Below are 23529 nucleotides of genomic sequence, written 5' to 3'. Positions count from 1 at the left end.
TCGGAATCGAGATCCGGGACACCCAGATTATTCGTGGATTCGTTGCTGGATTTGTGTCCTCAGTATGCCGGAGGTGGCACGCGGCCGCGACGGAAAGCGATAATAAGAACATTCGCTCGAAGGAGAACAGGTTTGATTCATCAATTAGGCCGTATTGCCAGCTTCGCCCTGCTGGCCGCTTCAACAACCACCATGGTGGCCGTCGCACAGCAGGACGCACCGAAGCAGGTACCGCCCGCGCCGGCGCAGGCTACGGGGGCGCAGGCTCCTTCAGCGCCGGTTGCCACCGCGGAAGCGCCCAAGTTTCCGGCGCCGGATCCGAAGAACTTCACCGCCAGCAAGCCGACCAAGGAAGAGATCAACCAGTTTCTCACCGCGAGCTGGGGCTACGACGAGAACCGCGTGTGGCAGGTGGCCGCGATCATGAAGACGCAGGCCGAAGGCATCACCAAGGTTGTGGTCTATGTGGGCGACAAGACGGGCAAGCAGAAGCCCGGCGCATTTGGATTTTTCGCCCTGCCCGATGGCAAGCACATTATTGCCGGGGATGATGTCTATCCGTTTGGAGCGAATCCGTACGCAGACGCACGGGCCAAGGTGCAGGCCGATGCCAACGGGCCGTATCGCGGCTCAGCCGACAAGACACTGGAGCTGGTTGAGTTTGCGGATTTCCAATGCCCGCATTGCAAGGAAGCCCAGGCCAACATGGACAAGCTGGTGACGGACTTCCCGAAAGCGCGCATTGTGTTCCAGAACTATCCGCTGGAGCGGATTCATCCGCAGGCGAAGCTAGCTGCCGCTTATGGCGTGTGCGTGACCAAGCTTGGGGGCAACAAAGCGTTCTTCACTTTTGCCGACTCCGCGTTCGAAGGGCAGGAGGGGCTGAACACCGCCGACGGCGCGCAGCTGACGCTGAACAGCGCGGTGACCAAGGCCGGGCTCGACACAGCCAAGGTGGATGCCTGCGCCAAGTCGCCTGAGACATCGGACGCTGTGGAGCAGTCAGTGAAGCTGGCGGAGGATCTGAATATCAGCCAGACGCCGACTCTGGTGATCAACGGCCGGCAGGTTCCAGTGGGCGGTGTGCCGTATGAGACGCTCAAGAACATCATTCAGTACCAGGAGAAGCTGGACGGAATCTCGCAGTAAATGATTGAGCAGGGTGCCCCATGCCGTCGACGACGGGTGGGGCGTTTTGTTTTTGGAGGAGATTTGCAATTGCGAAGGCAAAGCCGGACTTGAAAACAAGGCTTGAACAAAAGCAAAGCCAAAGCGGGTCCTTCGTCGCTGCGCCCCTCCAGATGACAAACCTGTTGCCTTGTGCGGATGTGGGCGCATCGAGGTTCGTGGTTTCCCACCCTGTCGCCAGAAAAAAGGCGACAGGATGGGGCACGGTATCGAATTGGCACGTGAGCTGCGCAAAACCACTACGCGCGGAATGGACGGATCTTGATCAGCGGATGTTCTGGGTGCGTTCGACGCGGAACATGGGGGTGTGGCCGGCGGCGTGGGGGCTGCGGATGACGTGCGGTGAAATGATGATGAGCAGCGTGGAGTAATTCGCCTGGACGTCTTTCTGGGTGGTGTTGTTGAGGCCGGGGATTTCGCTCAGGCCGGGCCAGCCGCTGATGGCGCGGGTCTCGGTCTTGTCGAGTTCGGCGGCCAGGACCACAGCCTGGTTGGACGGCACGGTAACGGCTCCTTCATAGGAGCGGTTGGCGAGGATGGGGACGTTGTTGATGGCGGCGCCCGCCAAGGCCGTGATCTTCAGGCTGACGTTGAGGGCGACGTCGCCGGAGCGCAGCACGCGCGGACGCGCCTTGAGAGTGAGCCCGAGGTCTTCGTACTGGAATTGCGGGATGTTGGAAGTGGTCCCGGCGAAGCTGGAGAGCAGCGATCCGAGGCTGCTGGAGGTGCCCGGAATTGTAACGCCCGCGATGCTGGAGTTAGCGATGCCCAGGTTGGAGAACGTCGAGGTCATGATGGGGTAACGCGATCCGCTCTTGAGGGTGCCTTCCTCGCCGTCTTCAAGGCGAAGGCTGGAGCTGTCGAGGGCGCGGGATTCGGACGAGTTGAGGTTGAGGCTTACGGTGAGGGGATTGCTGGGCACCAGGCCAGTCTGGGTTAATCCGCCGCCGAAAACGATGAGGCCGCCCTGCAGGAGCGAACTGGAGACCTGACCGGAGGCGAGCAGGATGCCGATGATGGTGAGGGTGTCTCCCGGCGCTGCAAGGCCCGAGGAGATGATCTGCTGTACCAGCGCGGCGTTGTCGCTGAGGATTTTCTGCTCTTCGGCATACACGTTGAAGGCAGTGATGGTTTGGGGAGGCAGAACGCCGGTGACGCGCTCATTGTTGTGCGCAATCTGGATGAGGCGCACGTTGAGCATGATCTGGCTGCGGCCGGAGAGCAGGTCTTGATAGGTAGCGTTGAAGGCGTTGAGGGTGTCGACGGGACCGCGCAGCACGGCGGTGGCGGAGCTCTGGTCGACGCTGAGCTGGCGCACTTCAAACACGTTTCGCGCGATGTTGCCGATCTCCGTCATGTCGTTGGCATTCAGGCCGGAGAGGGAGACGGTGTCGACCGCGTTGCGCTGATACTGCATGCGGTTGGTGGTGGTGTCGCGGGCCACCAGCGCGCGATGCAGATCGATGGGCACGTAGAAGGTGTTGTTCATCAGATTGAGCGCGCGCATGGCCTGCGCGAAGGTAGCGTCGTCAATATCGAGGCGTGCCCGGTCGCCGCGGACGCTGTTGTCAACGGTGGCGTTGATGCCGAATGCGGAGAAGACCTGCTGGATGATCTGGCGGCGCCCGGTGTGGAGATGGAAGCTCTGCGTGCCGGGCTTGGGAAGAAGCTCAAGGGGGGCGGCCAGGGCGGGCACTTTCGTGTACTGGTCGATGCCTGGAGAGGTGCGGATGGCGGCGTCCGCCACGTCGCGGAGGTGATCGCGAACATTGATGTTGCCGGGGTCGAGCTGCTGGGCGCGCTCGAGTGCGGCGCGGGCGGCTGCGTAGTCGCCCCTGATCTGGTTTTTTGTGGATTGCTGGATGAGGGCGGTTACAGCGTGGCTGCGTGCAACCTCCGTGGCCAGGGCGTAGTCGGGGTTGGTGGGGTCGAGGGCCGCGGCTTTGTCATCGAGCTCCATCGCCTCTTCAAAGTGCTGCGCGGTATAGAGCGAGGCGGCCTGCATGTAGAGCTTGGCAGCGCGGCGGCGGTCGGCGGTGCTGGGGAGCTTGACGGGCTTTTCCGCTGGAGGTGCCGCGGAGGGTGCTGGTGGAGGCGCTGCAGCCGGAGTTGTGTCTGGGGTTGCGGGGGCTGACGCGGGAGGCTGCGTCTGCGGAGGTGCCGGCGATTGCGCGCACAGGGGCGCACTTGCGCACGCCGCAAGGGTGCAGGCGAGCAGCAGCCTCGCGAAGGGCAGCAGCGTGTGTTGGCGGTGGGTTGTCATGCGGCGCTCGGGTTGTGCCCGCGGGTGTGGGCGAGCAGATGGGCCAGGCTGGTGGCGCAGACTTCCGGGTGGTGCGCAAGCAGGTCTTCGAAACTGGAGCGGCCTGTGGCCACGGCGATGACGGGCAGGGAATTGGCGTGCGCAGCTTCGATGTCGCGGGGGGTATCACCGACCACGCAGACGCGGGCATCGGCGCCGGCCAGTTCGCGGGCTTTGCGTGCGGCGTGCGCGATGAGTTCCGAGCGAATCGGGAAGTTGTCACTGAAGCCGCCGAAGTGGAACCACTCGCGCAGGCCGGCGTGCTCGATTTTGAGCCAGCCAATGAGTTCGAGATTGCCGGTGGCCACGCCCAGGAGCTTGCCACGCGCGGCGAGGTGGCGCAGGGTGTCTTCGACGCCGGGCATGCGGACCAGCTCCATGGCGTGACGCTGCTCGTTCACGTTGTGGCACATGGCTTCGAGGATTGCGGCGGTCTGGGATTCGAGAACGTCAGGGGGGATGCCGGCCTGGGCGCAGGCTTCGCGGAGGATGCCGGTGTCGGTGTTGCCCTGGAGGGCTATGCCTTCGAGGGTGACTTCAAATCCGGTGATGCGCTGCACGCTGTGAGCGAAGGAGTTGACGTGGATGCGGTCGCGGCTTCGCAGCAGGGTGCCGTCAATGTCAAATAGATAAGCGTCCTGCTGGTCCCAGGTGAAGCCGGGAGCGATGGCGATCTGGGGCTGCGGTGCGGCGTCGTGAATCCGAGTCTCCATGAGATACAGCGGCTCTATCGGTGCGGATTTGAGGTGTGTTCCATTTCGCGCACGACCTCGGGCTGAACAGATTGTATAGAACTGGTGCGGTGAGTCCGCGTTAGCAGGGGCTAAAGCCCAGAAGCAACGAAATGAGCAGCTTATCGGCCCGACTGAAGTCGTGCCCTGTTACAAAGCGCTTCCTTCAGGCATTTTTGAGCAGCCTGTGAGATCGTGCCCTGTTACAGAGGCTGTGATTCAACCGTTGTTTGTCCGGCGGCCTCAGAATCAATCCGACGGAAAACAAATCTCCATTCTTCCTATCATTCCGCTGGCGGGTCAGCCCTGGCGAAGGCCCTGGCGTGCCGTGCTGTATACAGGACGTTCGGAGCGGGGCGGACGCTTGAGGCCGGCGCGGACTTCCGCGAGACTCAGGCCCAGCTCAGCCATGGCGCGGCTGAGGGTGTTGCGGTGCATGCCGAGTTCCTCGGCAGCCTTGCACTGGTTACCCCGGTTCGCAATCAGGACCTCGCGGAGGTATTGGCGTTTGAATTCCTTGACGGCATCTTCGTAGCGAATTCCGCTGGAATGCATCTGTGTGACCAGGCTGTCCAGTTCTCGTCTCAACATCCACCTCGCGCTTTTGTTAGATTGCCACAACCGCCGAGCCGGCGTACCGGCAAAACCAGCACCTCAAGGCTGGTCTTAAATTTCGCCCAAAATGGGCTTCAACTTTGCCCCGGATGCATCCACCGCGGGGACTCGGCTTCCCATGCGTGCAGGCCGTTACGTACCCGTTCGCCCAGTTCGGCTGGGGTTACGTTGGCACTGACGTGGCAGGCGCCGAAAAACATGCGCGGCAGCCGGGCATCGGCGATCCAATGGGCTTGGGGAAAAAATGCAACCACCACCAGGATTCCGATGACGACCAGAAGCACTCCCTGAAAAAAGCCAAACACTGCGCCGGCCAAGCCGTCGAGCCATCCGAGACCGAGTAAGCGGAAGGCCTTGGCCAGCAGGTTTCCGATCAGGCCGATGAGGGCCATCACGATGATTGCGATGAGCAGAAATGCCATTGTATTCGCAATGGCGGGCACCTGGACAAGAGGCAAAAACAATGCAGCGAGTTTTCCGTAGTTCCATGCTGCAATGAGCAGGCCGAGGACGACGCCGAGCAGGCCGCACACCGAGCGGAAGAAGCCCTGGAGCAGTCCTCCAAGGACTGCGCACACCAGGATGATGACAACCGCCCAGTCAACTGCCGTCATAGCTTCATACTCCGCGCGAGGCGCGATCCAAGGGATTAAAGGGTTAGATGCCGACCGGTGAGGAGCCGAAAGGCCTCGAGATACTTGGCCTGGGTGCGCTCCGCTACATCGTCAGGCAGGGAGGGCGCTGGAGCCTGCTTATTCCAGCGAATGGATTCGAGATAGTCGCGCACGAATTGCTTGTCGAAGGAGGCCTGCGCGCCGCCTGGCTTCCATAGTTTCGCATCCCAGAAGCGCGAAGAGTCGGGCGTGAGCACTTCGTCGGCAAGGACGATCTGGTTAGCGACGCGGCCGAACTCGAACTTGGTATCGGCGAGGATGAGGCCGCAGGATTCTGCGTGGGCTGCCGCTTTGGCGTAGATGGCCATGGTGAGGCGGTGAAGCTCGCCGGCGTCACTGGCGCCGATGATTTGCTGCACGCGCTGGAAGGAGATGTTCTCGTCGTGGGCGCCGTCGGGGCTCTTGGTGGCCGGGGTGAAGATGGGCTCAGGAAGGCGCGAGCCGTCCTGAAGGCCAGAGGGGAGGGGGATGCCGCACACGGTGCCCTGGGCCTGGTACTCCTTCCAGCCGGAGCCGGCGAGATAGCCGCGCGCCACGCACTCAATGGGAAACATTTGCGCGCGCTTGACCAGCATGGACCGTCCTTCGAGCTGGTCGCGATAGGGATGCAACTCCGCGGGGAACTGGTCGACAGTTGTAGCGATCAGATGATTGGGAACGATGTCAGACAGGAGGTCGAACCAGAAGAGGGAAATCTGGGTGAGGATTTTGCCTTTTCCGGGAATGCCGGTGCCGAGGACGTGATCGAATGCCGAGATGCGATCGGTGGCGACGAGCAGGAGATTGTCGCCTATTGCATAGAGATCGCGAACTTTGCCGCGGCCAAGCAGAGGGGTGTTGCCAAGATGAGTTTGGATGAGAGCAGGCACGGCAGGGCCTTTCATGAGAACGGCTTGAAGTTTCGATTTTCGAGCGGTCCGCGGGGTTTGTCAAACGGGGAGTTCCAGGCACCGCCAGAGGTAACGTGCTGTGTGGAGAAATAGAAAACCAGTGTGCTGAATCCACTCAAACGAGTGTGACGGCCGTCACGGATTGAGTCTCACGGATGAGAGAAACTTCAAATTGTCAACAGGCTCGAGGGGCAGCAGTACAGACCTCTCTTGAGCAGGCGACACGAGGCAGCCGTGGAAAGGGGAAGCCGCTGCTAGTCTCGTTTTGTGAACGGATTGCCAGTAGCCGCGTACTACCGACCTCCAGTGCCGGCTACTGGTACCCGACCAATTGCTATCTTGTGAAATGCAAGCGCCTCCGAAGCGAAGACTTCCTTCGGAGGCGATTTTTTGTATAACGACACGCATTCCCTTACTACACATTTCCTCACCAGCTCTTTGCGAGATTGCCAGCTCTTCAGGCGATGATGCTGTGCGGCTGTGCCGTTTACAGGATGCGCCGCAGGCGGGGCGTCCGCACCAGCGGATCAGCAATGAGCCAGGAGGCTGCGCAGGCGAGGGTGCCCGCGATGGCGAACTTGACGAGTGCCGGCGCAGCCCATGGATGCAGCAGAACCGTGACGCCGACCAGCACCGGTGGATGGATGATGTAGACCGCGTAGGCGCGGCGGTTGAGCCAGCTCCAGAAGGCTGATGGCTGATTGCCGTAACGGCGCATCAGCAGTAGCCATCCGGCGATGAGCCCCCATGCCGCGAATGGCTCCCAGAGCGCGTAGAGGACGGCCTGCCATGAGAGGCCACCGGCAAAGTCGCCCTTGCTGTGGAAGGCGTGAGAGAGGATTACGCCCAGGGGCATGACCGGGAGCGCGAGCATGCCTGAAAGGACGGCGGTCCGGGAGTTGTTCCAAGAGAGTTGGCGAAGCCATTCATAGCGCCAGGCGGCGATGCCGGCGGCGAACAGAACGATGTAGGTTGCGAAGTAGCCGAGTTGCAGGGATGCGATGTTGACGCCGACGGGGATGAACTGCCGGATGGCGAGGGCGGCGATGCCGGTGAGGAGCGCACTCAGCAGCCATGTGCTGCCGCGCGGACCCGGGCGCGGTGTGCGCTGTGCGGATGCGAGCGGTGCGCCGAATCTGGCTCGCCACGCGCAGTAGGCGAGGCAGAAGATCAGCAGGGCTTCGGCAAACCAAAGCGGACCGGGAATGAGGATAAAGTGCTGCGCGAGATACGGGAATACTTCCCAGAATCGGCCCGTGTCCGCAAAATGCGCGATCGCAGCCGTAAGCGGCCCGAGGATCAAAATGAATGCGAGCAGTGGAATGCCGAGGCGCTGGAAGCGGTCGCGGATGAAGTGGGCGTAGCCTTTGCGCTCCAGTGATGCGGGTGTGAAGTAGCCTGCGAGGAGGAAGAAGAAGCCCATGAAGTAGGCCTGGTTGACGGTGCAGAACTCGATGAGCAACTGGCTGGAGATCGCGCGGGAGGGTTTGAGCTCATACCAGAACCATCCGCCGATGGCGCCGTAGGTGATGGCGGTGTGGTGGAGGATGACGAAGGCCGTCATGATGCTGCGCAGGCGATCGATGTAGAGGTCGCGAGTGGGAGGGAGAACTGGGTTGGGTGAGTCGAGTCCGGCTGCTCGTTGGAGGGTGGTTTCCGGCATGAGCCATGATACGGGATTGAAGTTCCGTGAAAGAGCGAAGAGGCGAGGCAGCGAAGGGGTTCGGCCGCTTCGCTGCTTCAGGGTTTCGCTTCTTCGCTGTTTCGCTTGCTCCCGGTCTTCAGTACTTCACGATTGCGGTGAACGAATCGGGCTTGAGGCTGGCGCCGCCCACCAGTGCGCCGTCGATCTCTTCCTGACCGATGAGGGCGGTGGCGTTGTCAGGTTTCACGCTGCCGCCGTATAGGATGCGCATGTTGGCTGCAACCTTGGGGCCGAGCAGGCTGGCCACTTCGGCGCGGATGATGCGATGGGCGTTGACGGCCATTTCCGGGGTGGCGGTTTTGCCGGTGCCGATGGCCCAGACGGGCTCGTAGGCGATGACGATGGACGAGATCACTTCGGCGGCGAGGCCTTTGATCCCGGCGAATGCGCCATTGACCTGCGTCTTGAGCACGTTTCCGGTCAGGCCGGCTTCGCGCTCGGCGAGCACTTCACCGATGCAGACTACCGGCACAAGGCCGTGCTTGATGGCGGTGTGCAGCTTTTTGTTGACGATCTCGTCGGTCTCGCCGAAGTACTGGCGGCGCTCCGAGTGGCCGATGAGTGTGTGGGTGCCACCGATGGCGGTGAGCTGGTTTACGGAGGTCTCGCCGGTGTAGGCGCCCTCTTCAGCGAAATGGATATTTTGCGCGCCGATCACGACGTTGGACCCGCCGGCAGCCTCAATCACCGTGGGCAAGAGCACGGGTGAGGGAAACAGTGCGATCTCATCGCGCGTGTGATCGGCGACGAGGGGCAGGAATGCTTCGACAAACGCCTTCGCTTCGGCGGGCGTCTTGTACATCTTCCAGTTGGCGGCAATCAGAGCTTTACGGGACATGATCGTGTGAGTTCCTCGTATTGGATTTTAGAGGACGGGGGCTGGCGTTGGAGTGACGCGGGGCACATGTCGTGAGTGTTTCAGTGGGCGTCAGGGTTTGCCGGCAGCTCGATGGACACCAGCGTGCCGCGTCCGGGGTTGCTGACGACTGTGAAGCGAGCGTCTGTGCCGTAGAGCACTTCCAGGCGCTCACGCACGTTCTTCATGCCGATGCCGTTGCCGGCGCGCTTGAGGGCGGATGCGGGCTGTGCCACGATGCCTATGCCGTCGTCAGCCACTTCGATCATCAGCCGGTCGCCCTGGAGGCGGCTGCGCAGGGTCACGGTGCCGCCGTGGATGCGCGGCTCGAGGCCGTGCTTGATGCTGTTTTCGATGAGCGGCTGCAGCAGGATGCTTGGCACCAGCACGTCGAGGGTGGCGGGATCGATTTCCTTTTCGACGCGCAGCTTTTCCGAGCCGAAGCGCACGACCTCGATGTCGAGGTAATCGTCGGTGAAGCTGAGCTCCTGGCTCAAGGGAACGTAGGTGTCGTGCTCCTTGAGCAGCCCGCGCAGGATGTTGGCAAGCTTTACGGTCATCTGCCGCGCGAGCTCAGGCTTCAGGCGGACGAGGGAGGCGATGGAGTTGAGCGTATTGAAGAGGAAATGGGGATTGATCTGGCGCTGCAGGGCGTCGAGACGTGCTTCGAGGAGCAGGCGTTCCTGTTGCTTGAGCTTCAGTTCAAGGCGGAGGGCGTTCCACACTTTGAGTGCGATTCCCACCACCACGGGAGCGCAGAGCCACACGAGCAGCTGCATACCCCAGGAACTGGAGTTCAGCGCAAACAGCCGTTTTGGGTTCATGCGGCTGAGCCACTCGCGGGCGATCTCGAGCACCACGATGACGAAGAGCATGAGGAACTGGCGGTCGATGCGGGGCTGGCGGAGATTGCGGCGGACCCAGCGGTAAAGGCTCAGATCGACGAACGGGGTGAAGCCCCAGATCTCTTCGCGCTCCACAAAGCGGCCGAGGATGCCGGAGGCGATGCCCAGCACGGCATAGAAGGGGAGGGACAGGTATTCGGCGTGGATCATGGCCGGCGCGGAGAGCACCACGCCACCCAGCATGGCCCACCAGGGGCCGACCAGAAGGCCCAGCAGGATCACGGTTTCGAAGGAGATGTCGGCTGCCAGGAAGTTGGGAACCGTGGTGCGCACCCATACGCCCAGGGTAAGGGGGACCAGCAGAAAAGCCAGCAGGCCTGCGGTTTGATTGGAACTGCGGCGATCCGCGAATAGGAGGCGCTGGAACGTCTTGGCCCGGGCCAGAGCGCTGGCCACAGAAGCCGCCACGCCCAGTTTGACCAGCAGCGTGATCAAGATGAGGGTGTTGGTCACGCTTTCATGGTACAGCGGGTGCGGGAGCGCGAACCGCAGGGGCGGATTCGCCACAGGCGTGCATTCAATCCGGTTTTCTTAGAGACCTGCATCCCCGATTCGCGGTATGCTTGCGAGCATCAGAACCGCCCGTAGCACCACCTGAAGCAAATGGGCCCGCAAGCGTGTGCAGGGTTTTCCCCTGATGTGTTTCCCCGACGTGCCTTCCTTTCCTGGTTGATAGCAAACCTGCTGAAACGCAAATCATGTGAACCGCGAACCCCGCCCGTGCATCCCCCGAGCTGCGCGGCATTCCCGGAAAGAGGAATGATCATGGATTTTCCCGACTTGCTACCCGAGGGCTGGAACTGGACGCTGATCTGGGCTGCGTGTCTATTGGCCGTGATTCTGCTGACTCTGGTGATCCTCCTTGCCGGAGCCCATCCCTGGGCGCACACCACCCAGGACCGCATCGATGGCTATCACCACGAGCAATGCGAGGAAGTGAATCCTCGAGCTCCGTTTGTGCAGGGAATGAACTTCTGGTCGAACTTCGCCTACCTGGCGGCGGGGCTGTTCATTTTCACGCGATCGGACTTCGCCTTCGGCAAAGCGATCGGCGTTGTGATGATGCTGCTGGCGATTGGCAGCGGCTATTTCCACGGAACGCTCACCGAGACCGGCCAGACCGTGGACATGATGATGACTTACAGCGCCGTGCTGGTGATGCTTGTCTACGCCATGGTGAAGGTCATGCGCCTCTCGACCAGCGATGTGACATCGTGGCTTATGTTGATTTTGGGCGGCGTGGGGCTGGGCTGTGCTGCCGGGATACTACGCACTCACGTGAAATTTTTCGATTCCGACTATTTCACGCCGCTGCTGGTGGGAATGCTGTTTGTCTACATGGTGGTCGAGGCCATTGGCTCGATCAACTGGAGCCAATCGGGATTCATCTACTTTGCGTGGAAGACGGATTGGCGGCCGGTGCTGTTGTGGACTTCGGTAGCGATGCTCTCCGGGCTGGCGGCGGTGATCTTCAAATTCACGGACGGAGATAAGAACCTGTTTGCGGCTTATGACGGTGTTTACAGCAAATGTGCTTACGACCCGGGCAGCATCATCCAGGGGCATGGACTGTGGCACATTTTCTCGGCTGTGATGTTTGTCGGCATTTTCGAATATATCCGCGTCACCAGCGACAGCTCGCGCTGAACACGGGCCATTGCTCCCAAATGCCTGCCTCGCGCATCTGTGACGTATGCCGCTGAGCGGATTTTTGCGGACAGTAGAATGGGAATATGGCGTTTGAGAGTGTGAACAAGGTGGCGGAGGCGGATTTTCCTACCCGCTGGGGCGCGTTTCGAATTATGGGGTTTGAAGGCGTTCTGCCTTCGGCGAGGCCCTGCTGTGAGCACGGCGAGGCCTCTGGGAAGCGAGTTGAAGGGCTGGTGGCGCTGGTGATGGGGGATATCCATGCGGAGGCGCCCATCGTGCGGATCCACTCCCAGTGCCTCACCGGGGACGTGTTTGGATCGCTCCGCTGCGATTGCCGGCTGCAGCTTGAGCTGGCATTGCGCAAGATTGCCGACGAGGGCGCGGGCATTCTTCTCTACGAGCAGCAGGAGGGCCGCGGCATCGGCCTGATGGCGAAACTCAAGGCCTACGAGCTGCAGGACAGCGGGCTCGACACCGTGGAAGCCAATGTGGAGCTGGGTTTCGCGCCTGACTGCCGCGCCTACGAACTGCCGGCCGAGGTGTTGAAGCTGCTGGGAGTTTCCGCTGTTCGCCTCATCACCAACAACCCCGAGAAGGTTTCGGCGCTCCAGGCTGCCGGCATCGAAGTGACGGAGCGCGTCTCCGCCGAGGTGGAGGCGCAGGATACCTTCGAGCGCTATTTACGGACCAAGCAGGCCAAGATGGGGCACATCCTGGACTCGATTCCGGACGCGCTGGTGGGCGAGGAATAAGGCTGCGTTTTGATCTGTTCCGATGCGCTTGAGCTCAGCGGCAGGAGTGCGCAGGCCCGGGCTGCAGGGACGGCCGTCCGGTGTCGAGGGCGTTTGGGTGGGCGTGGGTGGCGCATACCTGAGTTGCTGGCCGCGGCGCCGGGTTGGCTAGCGGCGCGGGGCCAGCAGTCCGACGATCGGCAGCGCGAAGCAGATGAAATAGAGGCTTCCCAGCGTCCAGTTCAAGGCTTTCTTCGGGCGATTGACCCAATAGCAGAGCAGCGCGGAAAACAGCAGCGCCTGCGGCACAATTTCCAGGTACCCGCGCAACTGAAAAGGGATAGGCATCGTGGTATAGATGAAGCCCTCGAACGAGCCGGCCGGGGCGGCGAAGGTGCCCAAAATGCCGATGCCGATCAGCATCCACGCCATGCGCAGCCAGCCGCGGGGGCGGCCAAAGAGTGCTTCACGGAATAGATAGAAGATGGACGCGAAGAGAATTCCGCGGAAGATCTGGAGCGGCACGCCGAGGATGAGCAGTGGATCGCCGAAGTGGCGGTAACCGGAATTGGGCTGGTTGAAGATCTGCTCGTAATGCAGGAAGTGGGAAGCCAGCGCGCCCATCGCGAAATAGGTGACGGTGTGGCAAACGACCGTTTTGGCCGCCAACGGCAGAAAGCGAGGTTGCATCTCTTGCATGGCAACGCTCCGATTCTTCTGGAAATGGCAGGATTGTAGGCGGCCAGCGCAGCGGGCGCCTATGCGCACCGTCACAAGACCGTGTGCGAAGGCGCAGATGGAGAATCAGGCGTTCGCTTCGCCCGGAGTTTGTAAGCGCCCGAGGGGACTTCACCGCCCGGCACAGCGTACTTTGGGGTGTGTCTTCGCCGTTACTCTGGCGCGGGCGTGGAGTTGATCGAGGTGTTTGAAGGCCAGGCGCGGGTGTAGCATGGGGGCCGAATTATCCAGTCAGCTTTTCATCTCCATAAAAGGAGAACTGCGTTTATGCGTATGCGCTTTGCCCTCGTGATTTGCGTGCTGTCGTTCGCGGTGTCAGCCGTGGCAGACCCTCCCAAAAAAGAAGAGCCCAAGGCGGCCCGGTCGGTTGCGGAACTGCGGCAGCAGATAGAACAGATTCTCAAGGATACGCACACGCCCGCGGTGTCAGTGGCGATTGTGCACAAGGACGGCCCGGAGTGGGTGGGCGCGCTGGGCACGGCCAATGTGGCGGCGAATGAAGCGGCGACGGCCGATACGCTGTTTCGCATCGGCTCGACGTCAAAGGCGTTTGCTTCGCTGTCGATTCTGAAGCTGGCGCGGGAGGGGAAGCTCTCGCTCGAGGATCCGGTGCGGAAGCTGGCCCCGGACGTAGAGTTCAAGAACCGCTGGGAGAGCACGGATCCGGTGCGAGTGGTGAACCTGCTGGAGCACACGACCGGTTGGGACGATATGCATCTGCGCGAGTACGCGAAGAATGCCGATGGGATGGACCTGCGGACGGCGCTTGCGTATGGGACGGCATCGCGGGTTTCGCGCTGGCGTCCGGGAACGCGGATGTCGTACTGCAACACGGGTCCGGCGGTGGCGGCGTACATCGTGGAGAAGGTGACGGGGCAGCGGTTCGAGGATTACGTGCAGCAGAATTTCTTTGGGCCGATGGGGATGAAGACAGCCACGTATTTTCTGTCGGCGGCGCATGCGGTGACGCTGTATCACGATGACGGCAAGACGCCGTATCCCTATTGGCACATCATTTACCGGCCGGCGGGATCGATCAACGCTTCGGCAAATGATATGGCGCCGTATGTGCAGTTTTATCTCAACCGCGGTGCGGTGAACGGGGTGCAACTGGTTGCGGCGGAAGATATCGACCGCATGGAGAGCCCGGTGAGCACGTGGGCTGCGAAGGATGGGTTGAAGGCGGGCTATGGGCTGAGCAACTACTGGACCTTCAGTGATGGATTTGTGTATCACGGGCATAACGGAGGCGTGGAGGGCGGGCTGACGGAGTTGGGCTACATGTCGGAGTACGGCGTGGGTTATTTCTTTTCGATCAGCAGCGGCAATGGCGGTGCGTTCGACCGAATCAGCAAGGCGATTCGCAAGTATGTGACGTTGACGCTTGCGAAGCCGGTGGTGCCGGCGCCGGCGGCGATGCCTTCGTTTGTGGCGGATTATGCGGGATGGTATGAGCCGGACTCGCCGCGGCAGGAGCTGACGCATTTTCTGGAGCGGATTGCGGGGCTCACGCATGTGTCGTTCGCGGATGGGAAGATGACGTTGAAGGGCATGAACGGGCCGTCGAACTTTGCGCCCGTGGGAGGACGGTTCTTCCGGTATCTGCCCAAGGAGGGATCGCCGGAGCCGGCGGCTTCCGCGGCGCTGATCACGCCCAATGCGGATGGAACGTTCATTTACGCGGGCAACGTGTTGAAGCGGGTTCCCACAGTAGTGGCGCTGGCGGAGATTGCGTTGACAGGGTTTGTGGCGCTGGCGGTGGTCTCGATTCCGATTTACGCGGTGTTCTGGATGATTGGCGGGTTCATTCCGCGGCGGCGGCGGCCGGCGGAAAGGGCGATGCGGATTTATCCGCTGATTGCGGTGGCCAGCCTGGTGGCGTTCTGCGGGATTTTTGTGGTGAGCTCGGGTGAAATTCTGACGAGGCTGGGAAACGTGTCGGTGTGGTCGGTGGCTCTGATGGTCACGACACTGCTTTTTGCGGGAGCAGTGCTGATGAGCAGTTGGGCCGTGATTACAGCTGGCGCGGGCGTGCGGCGGTGGGTGCGGTGGTATTCAGGGGTTGTGGCGCTGGCGCTGATGATTGCGGTGGTTTACCTGGCGTGGTGGGGGATTATCGGGCTGCGGACGTGGGCGTAAACGCGCGGCGCTACTGACCGGGGCCGGAGGTGCGTTCCACGACGAGGGCAGCGGGTGAGACGTGGCCGGTGGCCATGGCGGCCTGGCGAGCTGCGACGGTCTGCTCAAGGACCTTCAATCCCTGTTGGAAGGTCATGGCGGGGGGAACGGCTTCGAATCCCCCGCGAACTTCGCTGGTGTCGTGGTCAATGGTCTTCAAGAGGAGTGCCTTACCGCTCATGTGGACTTCAAGGCGCTCAGTCTTCCATTCATTGTCGGCGACCTGGGTGCGCACCAGGCGGAACCAGCCGCCCTTGTTGACGCGCCCCAGCATGCCGTAGCCGAAACTCACGTCGTCGTTCAGGCGGCCTTCAAGGCGGTGCAGCCGCTTCATGCGGACGTCGATCCAGAGGTCTCCGCTGAGCTGGTGGAAGACGCGGGCTTCCATGGAATGCGCGGAGTATTTCGGGTTGGGCACAAAGCGCAGATGACGGCGATTGTTCTCGATGCCTGCGTCCTGGTAGGTGAAGGCGTCGGGCAGGAGGGCGAGGACGCGGCCGATGCGCTGTTCATCCTCGTGGTAGGCCTGGCGGCGGTTGGCCTGTTCCGAGGGGGAATTGCGGAGCGTGACGAGTTTGGAGCGTTCGAGCTGTTCGCCCTGTTCGTCGAGGGGCTGGCCGTTCTCGAGAAGAAGGCGGCCGACGGGTCCGTCGACGGTTTCGACCTGCTCTTCCATGCGGGTGCCGTTCTGGGTGTGCTGCTGGACCCAGTAGCGCCAGTAGCCGTGGCGGTCATGATCGTGGAGCTCGTTATAGACGGTTTCGCGGACGAGGGTGCCGGCATCTTCGCGCGCGGCGTCGAGAGCCCAGCAGCCCGTGGAGGCGGCCAGAAAGCCGGTAAGCATGCAGGCTGCGGCGATTCCGCGGGATCGGCGGCAGCGCGGCGGATTGACGGGGGCGGCGACACGGGCGCTTGCTGTAGCAAGGGGTGCAGAAGAGGGAAAGATCGGCGACGAGTTCGTATTTTTTAAGAGCATTAATCTAAGCTGGTCTGTCATTAGAGGCCCCGCTCTCAGGGGCGTATACGGATAGTTGTGATGCGGGATGGGGCGCTGCCGGTTTGATTGAGCGCAGGAAAACGGGCGGGTGGGCCTTGCTACACTGGGGCCATGATGGATGAGCAGGAGTTTCGCCGTGCCGCCGAGGCAGCGCTTGAAAGGCTTAAGAAGCATTTAATTGCGCGCGAAGAGGAAGACGAGGCGGGCTTTGAAGTGGAAGAGCAGCAGGGGGCGATGCATGTTCTGTTTGAGGAGCCGGCGGGGAAGTTTGTGATTACGCCGAATACGCCGGTGCGGCAGATCTGGATTTCGGCTCTTTCGACCAGCTTCAAGCTGGACTGGGACGCGGCGGGGGCGGTTTTTGTGCTGCCGCGCAGTGGGGAGAAGTTGATTCCGCTGGTGGATCGGCTGATCGAGGAGCGGAAGGAAGGCTGAGGGGCTTCTGCACATACAGCCCGCAAAATTCCTTTTCATGGATGCGGTGCTGATGGGGCTCGCTTTCTGGGCAGACCACACCGCTCGCATGCATCGCCTCGACCGAAGCGTTGCGCACACACCGGGCATGTGAATGCTGCGAGGCGGCCCTTCAGAAGCAGCCAGTACGCCGCAAACATGAAAATCCACAGCAGGCTGTACTTCAGCGTGTCCGGATCTTTGTATGCGAAACGCGCAGAAAACAACATCGCCAACGGCGGCCCGAACACGAACAAGTACCAGAAGCGATCCAGGAACCTCTTCGTCCTCATGGCTCGTCCGTAGCTCCCATCGTCGTCCAGGCAGTGCAGATCAGGCGGTATTTCGTACTGCGGAGAGGGGCGAGGCGCAGCAGGCGATAGCTTCCGCCGCCGTAATTCTTCGTCGAGAGCCACGTCTGCTTCAGGAACGAGGTCGGAGCGGTCTGCAACGATGAGCGCAAGTTCATCGTCTGACAGGTGCGCGTAGTGACCCTCAAATGTCTCTTGTCCCGACATACGTCTCCGGATCGCCCGTCTTACATGGGAGCTGTCGTGGGCAATCTTATCGCACTCCCGGGTTCGAAATTTCTCCTCGGTCGACAGTGGCGATTGTCGTCAGCAAAACTAAGCGCCGGCATGCGCGATTGCGGCAGTCCCTAGTCGACGCGCAGGGCGGTGACGGGGTTGACGGCGGCGGCGCGTCGGGCTGGAAGCAGGCTGGCGATGAGCGCGCACAGGGCGAGAGCCAGCACTGATCCAGTGAGCACAAGCGGGTCCCATCCGCTGACGTGATAGAGCTGCGAGGCGATCAGCCGGGCGCATCCGATGGAAGCTGGAATTCCGACGAGCAGTCCGATGACGATTTGAAGGAAGGCACCCTTCAGAACGAGCTGCACGACGCTGGTGCGGTTTGCGCCGAGGGCGATGCGGACGCCGATTTCGCTGGTGCGGCGTTCGACTGAGTAGGCGGTTACACCGTAGAGCCCGAGGGCGGCGAGGATCAGGGCGAGAAATCCGAAGAGGCCGGTGAGCCGGGCGACGGTGCGGGACTGGTCGAGGCGGTCGGCGACCTGCTGCTCCATGGATCGGACGCGGATGAGGGTGATGTTGGGATCGACCTCAGAGAACGCCTTGCGCACCTGGGCTTCGAGGCCATCCATGCTGCCGCTGATCTGGAGGACGGCGCTTTCGATGATGTGGCTGCGGTCGTCGATCATCTGCACCATCTGCTTGTCATAGGTGCCGTGCTGGGCGAGCGGAATGAAGAAGAGCGGCGGCCGCCAGTGGCCGGAGGGATCGGTGTAATTGGCGGTGTGGACGACGCCGACGATTTCGTAGGTCTTGTCATAGCGGGGATCGTCGATGCCGAAGACCTGGCCGATGGGCTCTTCTCCCTGTTTGAAGTAGCGCTTGACGAAGGCTTCATCGACGACGGCGACGTTGCGGGTGGACGCGGTGTCCTGATCGGTGATGGAGCGGCCGCGGACGATGGTCTGGCCCATGGTTTCAAGATAGCCGGGGCTCACGCGATCCCAGGAGATCATGATGTTTTCGGGGTGCGAGATGTCGGGGGCGTCCATGCCGGGGAGGAAGACAAGCTCGCCCCAGTTGTTGGTGAGCGGGGTGTAGAGCGCCAGCGCGGCGTTCTTTACGCCGGGGATCTGCTTGAGGCGGTCCTGCAGCGCGCGATAAGTGACGTTGAGTTTTTCGTGCGAGTAGGTGCTGAAGGGCGCATAGAGCGAGACGCTGACGCGGTTGTCGACCTGGAAGCCGAAGTCCTGCGCCTCGAGTTTTTGCATGCTGCGGGTGAGGAGGCCGGCGCCGCTGAGAAGAACGACCGATAAGGCGGCCTGGAGGACGACGAGGGATTTCTGCCAGAGGGAACTGCGGTCGCGGGTGGTGCGGTTGGCGCCGTGCAGGGCGGTGGCAGGATTGGCGCGGGACGCGATCCATGCGGGGACCGTGCCGAAGAGTACGCCGGTGAGAAGCGAGACGGCGAAGGCAAAGCCGAGGACGGGCAGGGACGGCATCGCGTCAATGGGCACGAAGGTGGCGTAATGAAAGGCGAGGGCGATGACAATTTTTACGCCGAGGAATGCGACGACGATGCCGAGCAGGCCGCCGGCCAGCGCGAGGACGATGCTCTCTGTGAGCCATTGCAGGATGAGGCGTTTTCTGGATGCTCCGAGGGCGAGGCGGACAGCGGTGTGCGTGGCGCGCGCCGAGCCGCGAGCCATGAGGAGGTTGGCTACGTTGGCGCAGGCGATGAGAAGCACGAGCGCGCATACGGCGAAGAGGATGCGCAGGCTGGCTTCGTAATCGGACTTCATGACGGAGATGCCGGATCCTGCGGGGATGATGTTGACGTGCTGGCGCGGAAGGACCTGGTTGACCTGCGACGCGAATTGCGGGAAGAGCGGGCCGAAGTCGTGGAGGAACCAGTTGCGAAGGATGGTGGTGAAGCGCGGGGCCAGGGGCGCAGGGTTGACTCCGGGTTTGACGCGGCCAATGATGCGCAGCCAGGCCATGGGCTGGTTCAAGAGGGAGTTGGCGCCGGCCAGCACGGGTTCCTGCTGAATGGGGATGTAGAGTTCGGGCGGATCGCTCTGCAGGGTTTCGCCGTGGAAGCCGCGCGGGGCGATGCCGACGATGGTAAAGGGATGGCCGTCGATGATGAACGTGGAGCCCACGATGGCGGGGTCTGATCCATACTTCTGCTGCCAGGCGCGGTGGGTGAGCATGGCGGCGGGCGGGGCGCCGCGCTGGTCGTCCGCAGGCGTGAGAGTGCGGCCGGCATAGGCGCCGAGGCCGAAAGTGGCGAAGTAATTGCCGGAGACGTATTCGCTGTGGAGGGGCTTGGCCTGCTGGTCAGTGAGGCCGCGGCGGACGCTGTAGAGATCGCGGCCGGCCTGGAAGGCGGCGAGCTGCTCGAACTCGGGCGCGGCTTGCTTGAAACGCTCGTAGACGACGAGCGGAAACAATCCCCAGCTGTCTTCAGGACCCATGTTCACGCAGCAGTCGTTGCCTTCGCCGACGCGGTAGAGCGTATCGGGAGAGGCCACGGGGAGGGACTTGAGCATGACGGAGTGAATGAGGGAGAAGATGGCGGTGGTGGCGCCGATGCCCAGGGCCAGGGTGAGTATGGCGGTGAGCGTGAAGACGGGAGACAGACGCATCTGCCGCAGAGCGTACAAGAAGTCCTGGCGCAGGGTTCGCATGACAATCCCTCTGGGGTTGCATACGGAGGATGCGGGGTGAGGGTTCCGCGCTTGTGTGATGGCGGGCACAGAGGAGTGTGCGTAAGGTTCCGGTTGAAGATTGAGGGGCGTTTGCGCGCGGAGGAAAAACCCAGGGTCGAACGGGCTCTGTAGAAATAAAACTGCTTGCCGGCTATCTTCAGACCGATCCCTCAGGGGCTGAAGCCCGCGGCATACTTCGTCATTTAGCAGCAGGTCTGGACAGGTTGCGGGAAGGGGCGAGGGTCTGTGGCAAGTCGACGATGGCAGGGGCTAAAGCCCTGGAATTCTATTGGCAGTTCTTGGCCTGACTGAAGTCATGCCCTTGTTACAAAGGGCCGTTCAGGAAGGGTTTCTTCTGCACGCTGTGAGTCGTGCCTTGCAACGCAGCAGACGGCCGGAGTTTGTGGTGGGTGGATTGTCATCAGCCAAATGCAGAGGCCCGGCGCTTGGGCCGGGCCTCTGCTTGGGTGGGACGCGGATTTACTGGAGAGAGTAGATGGTTTTGAGGACCTGGTCCTGGAGGCTCTGCGGAAGCGGAGCGTAGGACAGATTGCTGGCTTCGCTTTCGCCGGACTTGATGATCCAGCTCAGCATGTCGTGCAGCACCTTGGCGTTGGCCGCATTGGCGGACTTCGCAGGGATGAGCAAGTAAGTGAAGCTGGAGATGGGGTAGGAGTTGTCGCCGGGGGCGTTGGTGATGGAGACGCGATAGTCGGCGGGGATCTTGGCGGTGGCAGCGGCGGCGGTGACGCCGTCGATGGAGGCCTTGAGCCACTTGCCGGAGGCGTTCTTCACCTGGCCGAAGTTGATCTTGTTCTGGAGGGCGTAGATGAGCTCGACGTAGCCGATGGCGCCGGGGTTCTGGCGAACCAGGCTGGCGACATTCTCATTGCCTTTGCCGCCGATGCCGACGGGCCAGTTGATGGAGGTGCCTTTGCCGGGGCCGTCGTTCCAATCCTTGCTGACCTTGCTGAGGTAGTCGGTCCAGATGAAGGTGGTGCCGCTGCCGTCGGAGCGATGGACCACGACGATGCGGTCATTGGGCAGGTTGACGCCGGGGTTGTCCTTGGCAATCCTGGGATCGTTCCAGGTGGTGATCTTGTTCATGTAGATTTCGGCCAGAACGTCGGGGCCAAGCTTGAGGTCCTGGACGCCGGTGACGTTGAAGATGGGCACGACGGCTCCGAGAACGGTGGGAATGTGCACCAGTTTGACCGGGGAGGAGGCGAGTTGCTCATCCTTCATGGGCATGTCGGAGGCGCCGAAGTCGACCGTACCCTTGGCGACCTGGGTGATGCCGCCGCCCGAGCCGATGGGCTGGTAGTTGATTTCCACGCCCGGGTGGGCCTGGCTGTACTCGGAGAACCACTTGGAGTAGATGGGGTAGGGGAAGGTGGCTCCCGCTCCCGTCAGGTGCTGCGCCTGGGCCGCGCCCATAGCCAACATCAACAATCCAGCGGCAATTACGGTTTTCTTCACGTGTCGCTCCCTTGCAGATTTTCTGCCGTACTTGATTGTCTGACGCGGATGTTACGGGCGTTTGAATAACGCCCGTATCTTGCGCAGATTGTTACAGGAACGGATTGTGAAGATTGTGTGAACGGCTTGATTCACACAACTCATTTGCGGTCGGCCTTGCTCCATTTCTGCGTCAGGGCTTTGTCCGCGAGCACCTTGATATAGACGCCGCCTACGACGGAGCGGGCCTGGAAGGATTCCTGCTTACCGGTCTGAGTGTCGTACCAGTCGGTGAGGGGGACGCGGCTTGGACCTTCGTTGATCCAGCGGCCGATGGGGTCCATGAGGGCATTCCAGTCGGCGGGATTGTCGGCCAGGGTGGCGGTCCAGGTCTCCCAGTCCAGCTTGGTGTAATCGCGGCGGTTGTCGAGGGGTAGGCCGTAGCGATTGATGTGCTTGAGGTAGAAGGCGATTTCGGTCTGGCGGACCTTGGCGGGGAAGAGGTTGAGGCCGAGGATCTGATCCCAGACGAGGTTATATTTCTGGCTCCAGGTGCCGGGGTTGTCAAAGGCTAATTTGTAGTGATCGCCGTCGATGGCCATGGATTGCCATTTGCCGGCCATGTCTTTGGCAGCGCGGGTGTAGTCGTCGGCTACATCGGAGTGGCCGAGGCCGCGGGCCATTTCAGCGAAGGCGGCGAGGCCTTCGATGGCCTTGATGGAGAGGTTGGCGTTGTGGGCGAGGTGGCCGGCGAAGTCGTCGGTGGAGAGCTGGCGGGCGGGATCGAGGCCTTGGGTGCGGAGGTATTCCGCCCATTTCTGGAACTGCGGCCAGTACTGGCGGGCGAAGTCCCAGTTGCCGAGTTCGTGCTCCATGGCGGTAACGAGGATGAGCAGGTTGCCGCTCTCTTCGACGGGCATCTGGTCGTCTTCGGTGCGCTCGCCGCCGCCGTAGACCTGGCCGTTGGCGAGGGGATAGGTGCCGAGGTCGTGAGGGGCGAAGGGGAATCGCCAGCGGGGGAGGGCGGCGTATTCCATCACCGGCTTCAACTGAGCTTGGAGCAGGGCGGGGTTGAAGAAGAGGAAGAAGGGGCCGGAGGGGTAGAGGACGTCGACGGTGGAGATGCAGCCGTTGGAGAAGTTTTCTTTGGGGAAGAGCATGGGGGTGCCGTCGAAATCGGCGGCGAAGCCGTGGGCGGCGAGGGTCTGGCGGTACGCGAGGATGGCGAGCTGGGTATAGGCGGGGCCGCCGGCTTTGAGAAGGTCGGCGGTGAGGTCTTCGTCGAAGCGGGCGCCTTGCTGCTGGAGGCTGGTGTAGTCGCGCTCGGATGCCGCGAGCATGGATTCGACGGTGTCGTCGTTGCGCTGCCAGTAAGGGCGGAGGCGGCGGTTGAGGTATTCGATGGCGAAGTCCTCGGTGTAGGCGAGGAGGACGTGGCGGCTCACAGGGGAAGATACCTGGCCGAGGGGGAGGAGGACGGCGAGGTGCGCGGCTTCATTGCGCGGGGCGCGCGGCATGTCCATCTGGTCGGCGGCGGGGAGGGTGCCGGATTTCACGAAGGAGTCCATGGCGTCATGCGAGGCGACGAGCTGGGCGTTGGAGGCGTCGGGTGCGGCGAGATGGAAGTAGCCCCAGTCGATGCGGAGGTCGTCGCCGGCGCGATTGAGGACCCGCTGATCCTGGGAGCCGACGTTGAGGACGGTAAGACCCTGGGCACGGGAGCGGCCCCAGGTGACGGCCTGGTCGGGGGTGTTGACGGCGATGACCGGGTCGACGTCGATGAGTGCCGAGACGTCGTGAGGCGCGTCCGAGCTGGCGGTGAGGGTGAGATAGGTGACGGGGCGGGAGAGGATGTCGAGATTCTGGGGCAGGGACGGAGTGAAGAACTCGGCGGTGAGTTTTACACCGGCGGCGGTGAATTCGTAGATGGTGTGGAGGGGGGTGACCCGCAGGCTGGTTTGCTGCATGGCGGGGACTTCGCGCGGATCTTCACCCATGAACCGGTAGGGCTTGCCGTCAATGCGGAGGAGGCCGAAGAGGGGCTGGTGCTTGCCGGTCCAGTGGGTAGTGTTGCGATCGGTGAGGTGATCGGCGGCGGACCAGACGCTGAAGTAGGGATCGTATGCGATGAGGGGGACGGCAGGGGGACGCTGTTGCTGGGCGTGGACTGCGGTGGAGAAGAGAGACATTGTGAAGACGAGCAGAAGAGCTTTGAGA

At 62.0% G+C, this 23529-nt stretch carries 19 protein-coding genes; 5 read left to right on the top strand and 14 right to left on the bottom strand.

Features of this window, described 5'->3' with window-relative positions:
* Positions 1–132: 132 nt before the first annotated feature.
* A complete protein-coding gene (locus VGL22_RS08665) occupies positions 133–1149 on the top strand; it encodes a DsbA family protein (protein ID WP_465266506.1) in 1017 nt (338 codons plus the stop codon).
* A 304-nt stretch (positions 1150–1453) separates the two neighbouring features.
* On the opposite strand, the gene VGL22_RS08660 is transcribed toward VGL22_RS08665, so the two are convergent.
* The 8 genes from VGL22_RS08660 to VGL22_RS08625 form a co-directional block, all read right to left on the bottom strand.
* Positions 1454–3451 carry a type II secretion system protein GspD gene (locus VGL22_RS08660; protein WP_465266505.1) on the bottom strand — a complete coding sequence of 666 codons (1998 nt, stop codon included), beginning with the start codon at positions 3449–3451 and terminating at the stop codon, positions 1454–1456.
* Positions 3448–4203 (bottom strand): HAD family hydrolase, encoded by a 756-nt coding sequence (locus tag VGL22_RS08655; RefSeq protein ID WP_465266504.1) that lies wholly within the window; start codon positions 4201–4203, stop codon positions 3448–3450. Before VGL22_RS08655 ends, VGL22_RS08660 begins: the two co-directional genes overlap by 4 nt.
* A 318-nt stretch (positions 4204–4521) precedes the next feature.
* The gene (locus VGL22_RS08650) at positions 4522–4812 is read right to left on the bottom strand and encodes a helix-turn-helix domain-containing protein (RefSeq protein WP_465266503.1); all 291 of its coding nucleotides are present in this window, start codon (positions 4810–4812) and stop codon (positions 4522–4524) included.
* A gap of 98 nt (positions 4813–4910) precedes the next feature.
* On the bottom strand, positions 4911–5450 hold the full coding sequence (locus tag VGL22_RS08645) for a CvpA family protein (protein ID WP_465266502.1): 540 nt from the start codon (positions 5448–5450) through the stop codon (positions 4911–4913).
* A gap of 35 nt (positions 5451–5485) precedes the next feature.
* Positions 5486–6379, bottom strand: a complete 894-nt coding sequence (locus VGL22_RS08640) for a phosphoribosylaminoimidazolesuccinocarboxamide synthase (RefSeq protein ID WP_465266501.1) — start codon at positions 6377–6379, stop codon at positions 5486–5488.
* 508 nt (positions 6380–6887) lie between these two features.
* Positions 6888–8063, bottom strand: coding sequence for an acyltransferase family protein (locus VGL22_RS08635; RefSeq protein ID WP_465266500.1), 1176 nt, complete (start codon positions 8061–8063; stop codon positions 6888–6890).
* 118 nt (positions 8064–8181) lie between these two features.
* Positions 8182–8943: a triose-phosphate isomerase gene (gene tpiA / locus VGL22_RS08630; RefSeq protein ID WP_465266499.1), complete on the bottom strand. Its 762-nt coding sequence runs from the start codon at positions 8941–8943 to the stop codon at positions 8182–8184.
* An 80-nt stretch (positions 8944–9023) separates the two neighbouring features.
* Entirely contained in the window at positions 9024–10373 is a 1350-nt protein-coding gene (locus VGL22_RS08625) for a sensor histidine kinase (RefSeq protein WP_465266498.1), read from the bottom strand.
* Between the two features lie 258 nt (positions 10374–10631).
* On the opposite strand from VGL22_RS08625, the gene VGL22_RS08620 reads away from it, so the two are divergent.
* Both VGL22_RS08620 and ribA read left to right on the top strand, forming a co-directional pair.
* Positions 10632–11513: a hypothetical protein gene (locus VGL22_RS08620; protein ID WP_465266497.1), complete on the top strand. Its 882-nt coding sequence runs from the start codon at positions 10632–10634 to the stop codon at positions 11511–11513.
* Positions 11514–11599: 86 nt separating this feature from the next.
* Positions 11600–12268 (top strand): GTP cyclohydrolase II, encoded by a 669-nt coding sequence (gene ribA, locus VGL22_RS08615; RefSeq protein ID WP_465266496.1) that lies wholly within the window; start codon positions 11600–11602, stop codon positions 12266–12268.
* 147 nt (positions 12269–12415) lie between these two features.
* Here ribA and VGL22_RS08610 read toward each other — a convergent pair whose 3' ends face one another.
* The gene (locus tag VGL22_RS08610; RefSeq protein ID WP_465266495.1) at positions 12416–13021 is read right to left on the bottom strand and encodes a hypothetical protein; all 606 of its coding nucleotides are present in this window, start codon (positions 13019–13021) and stop codon (positions 12416–12418) included.
* 231 nt (positions 13022–13252) lie between these two features.
* On the opposite strand from VGL22_RS08610, the gene VGL22_RS08605 reads away from it, so the two are divergent.
* Positions 13253–15124, top strand: coding sequence for a serine hydrolase domain-containing protein (locus VGL22_RS08605; RefSeq protein WP_465266494.1), 1872 nt, complete (start codon positions 13253–13255; stop codon positions 15122–15124).
* A gap of 10 nt (positions 15125–15134) precedes the next feature.
* On the opposite strand, the gene VGL22_RS08600 is transcribed toward VGL22_RS08605, so the two are convergent.
* Positions 15135–16007, bottom strand: coding sequence for a hypothetical protein (locus VGL22_RS08600; RefSeq protein WP_465266493.1), 873 nt, complete (start codon positions 16005–16007; stop codon positions 15135–15137).
* A gap of 264 nt (positions 16008–16271) precedes the next feature.
* Between VGL22_RS08600 and cyaY the strand changes: the two genes are divergently transcribed.
* Positions 16272–16595 (top strand): iron donor protein CyaY, encoded by a 324-nt coding sequence (gene cyaY / locus VGL22_RS08595; RefSeq protein ID WP_465266492.1) that lies wholly within the window; start codon positions 16272–16274, stop codon positions 16593–16595.
* A 307-nt stretch (positions 16596–16902) separates the two neighbouring features.
* On the opposite strand, the gene VGL22_RS08590 is transcribed toward cyaY, so the two are convergent.
* The 4 genes from VGL22_RS08590 to VGL22_RS08575 all read right to left on the bottom strand — a co-directional run bounded on the left by VGL22_RS08590 (position 16903) and on the right by VGL22_RS08575 (position 23501).
* A complete protein-coding gene (locus VGL22_RS08590; RefSeq protein ID WP_465266491.1) occupies positions 16903–17082 on the bottom strand; it encodes a hypothetical protein in 180 nt (59 codons plus the stop codon).
* 189 nt (positions 17083–17271) lie between these two features.
* Positions 17272–19833: an ABC transporter permease gene (locus tag VGL22_RS08585; protein ID WP_465266490.1), complete on the bottom strand. Its 2562-nt coding sequence runs from the start codon at positions 19831–19833 to the stop codon at positions 17272–17274.
* Positions 19834–20334: 501 nt separating this feature from the next.
* The gene (pstS, locus tag VGL22_RS08580; RefSeq protein ID WP_465266489.1) at positions 20335–21333 is read right to left on the bottom strand and encodes a phosphate ABC transporter substrate-binding protein PstS; all 999 of its coding nucleotides are present in this window, start codon (positions 21331–21333) and stop codon (positions 20335–20337) included.
* 140 nt (positions 21334–21473) lie between these two features.
* On the bottom strand, positions 21474–23501 hold the full coding sequence (locus VGL22_RS08575; RefSeq protein ID WP_465266515.1) for a glutaminase family protein: 2028 nt from the start codon (positions 23499–23501) through the stop codon (positions 21474–21476).
* Positions 23502–23529: the final 28 nt, after the last annotated feature.

It is taken from the genome of Occallatibacter sp. (genome assembly GCF_036502485.1).
Lineage (GTDB): Bacteria > Acidobacteriota > Terriglobia > Terriglobales > Acidobacteriaceae > Telmatobacter.
This window is presented reverse-complemented; position numbering and strand designations above follow the sequence as displayed.